The sequence below is a fragment of the Aeromicrobium sp. genome (assembly GCF_014378035.1).
Taxonomy (GTDB): Bacteria; Actinomycetota; Actinomycetes; order Propionibacteriales; family Nocardioidaceae; genus Aeromicrobium.
This window is the reverse complement of the sequence record NZ_JACMOM010000360.1, coordinates 1-2,208: the sequence shown is the minus strand read 5'-3', so window position 1 is coordinate 2,208 and position 2,208 is coordinate 1. Positions and strand designations below refer to the sequence as shown.

Genomic DNA, 2,208 nt, shown 5'->3' with positions numbered 1-2,208 from the left:
GAGCTCGTGCGGCTCGAGGCCGAGCCGCGTCAGCGGGTGTGGCGCGTCGAGGCACGAGCGAAGCTCTTCGGCGACGGTTCGCAGGGTCTCGGGTGACAGGCGCTCGGCACCGCCAGCCTGCGCCGCCAGGTCCACGAGGCCAGAGACGAGCGCGCGCCAGTGCGGCGACTTCGGGTCGATGGTCATGAGCCACCCATCGGCCGGCGACGACTGGGGTTGCGTTAATTCGTCGGCTCCGCGGGCGGGGGCACCGATTCGGCGGGCTGCGTTCCCGGCGTGATGAGGGTATCTGGCATGAGGACCACCTGAGTCGAGACGGCCGGGCCACGCCCGCAACCATCGATCCGGATGAATGCCCGGGGATGCCACGACGCCTGGTACTGGTTCGCGGTGACGTTCACCCCCGCGACGTGCGTCGTGATCTCGTACTGTTCGGCCCCGTTGGCCGCCCTCAAAAGCTCCGTACGAATGGCCGCGCCGATCCCGCGGGAGGGGATCAGCGTCTCGAGGAACGCCCAGTCCGCCGGCCGTGTGACCGTAAAGGGGCCGATCTCGAGCTCGCACATGTCGCCGCCACGTCGCTGATCGCCGGCGCCTCGGACATCAAACATCATGTACTTCCCGAATGCGCTGGCCATCGCACCACACCGGTAGTGCTCCTCGAGCCTGCTTGTATCCGGTCCACTCTCGTCCCGGATGGTGTTGTCGAGGTATGGGAGGCACAGGGAACGAAGTGATCGCTTGAACTCGACAGAATCGACGAAAAAGACGGGCTCTCGACGGTTGCAGCCCGCGAATGTGACCACCAGGACGAGAATCTTCGCACCCCCGTGGATCATTTCGCCCTCAGGTTGCCAAGTGACGCGTGGCCAACGGTCTGTTGAAGGTCATGCAACGCGGCGACCATCTCGCCCTGCGATGCGCCGTGAACCTCGCCCGCCTGCACGAGGTCGATCTGGTGCGCGGTCATCGGCTGGCCGGAAGCATACACCTGCGCGGCCGCGTACTCCCGCCCGACCAGCGAAGTGAGCTGAGCTCCCGAGTCAGGGCCAACCCCGAACGCGAACAGGGCTCCATAAAAATCACCTGCCTGCCGGTCGTTGACTCGATAGTAGAGATTGAGGCCGCAGGTTGCGAGCGAGAGGTTTGCCTTCCGAAAGTACTCGAGCGACTTCGGCTCGATCCCGGCCATCGCCATGAAAATCATTCTTGGATCACGGCTCAGCGACTGAGATTCGACGTCGACATGGACCTCGACGACACCCTCCGCAACGGCGCCAAACACCCGCCCCATCTTTGCGTCGCGTTCCGTACGATGACCCGTCTCCGTCGACTCCTTCGACTGCCAGGGGTCAACGGCGTTACCCAGCGCGGACGTCGCCTTCAAGTTCTGCCATTCGCGCATCGTGGCCTCGAGCTCGAGCGGGAAGGCACTGTTGTATAGATCACCATTGACTAGCACCGCCAAGTGATTGAGTGCATCGAGGTCAGCCTGCGCGAGCGCAGACACGACATCCTTGAAGGCGAGCTGCCGCGCTCTATCCTGGCGTTTGATACCGGCGACCTGCGCCTCGTGAAACGCTGCCAGCGCGGACTTGTCGATTGTCGGCGTCACGGCTGACTTTCCTGCCTCCAGACCCTTCTTGAAGACGTCCTTCATGCCCGCCTTCGTGGCCTCCACGGCGAACTCGCGCATGAGCGGGGACCGGCTCGCGATGTTCTTCTGAATCTCTACCATCTCCACCTTGCTCATCTCCTTGATACTGTTCCCGACGAGCGAGCGTGCGGCCCGGGATTCGAGCGCGCTCATGACAGCGCCCGACGCGAGCTTCGCGAGGCCCGCGGACACCGACGAGATGACCAGGTCGAGAAACATGTTTATCAAGACGCTGCTCACGCTCGAATCTGGCGCCGAGATCATCTGCATCGCCGCATCGGCCGCTCGGACCTGCTCCGAGGCGAGCTGACCGATGCCGAAACCTATCTTTTCGATAGCGACTTCAGGACTTGCTGAAGAGTCGGCAACTTTGGCGACATCCTGCGCATACAACGCACTATTGGTGTCGATGACCTGTTTGAACACTTCTTCCGGGTCCACGGTGCCGGTGTAGGGGCGCTTGATGTTGCCGAGGCCGACCGCGCGCCGCAGCTCGTTCTCGCCGTCGAAGGTCTCGGCGAGGGTCCGGTTCCACGGCAGCATCGGGGTCT

The 2,208-nt window shown here is 63.5% G+C and carries 3 protein-coding genes; all 3 read right to left on the bottom strand.

Annotated features, from left to right (window positions below; genetic code table 11):
- The coding region (locus tag H7290_RS18970) for a hypothetical protein (protein ID WP_290515584.1) at window positions 1-186 on the bottom strand (186 nt) is incomplete at its 3' end.
- Between the two features lie 35 nt (window positions 187-221).
- Complete coding sequence (locus H7290_RS18965; protein WP_290515583.1) at window positions 222-806, bottom strand: hypothetical protein; 585 nt, start codon at window positions 804-806, stop codon at window positions 222-224.
- A gap of 29 nt (window positions 807-835) precedes the next feature.
- The coding region (locus H7290_RS18960; RefSeq protein ID WP_290515582.1) for a hypothetical protein at window positions 836-2,208 on the bottom strand (1,373 nt) is incomplete at its 5' end.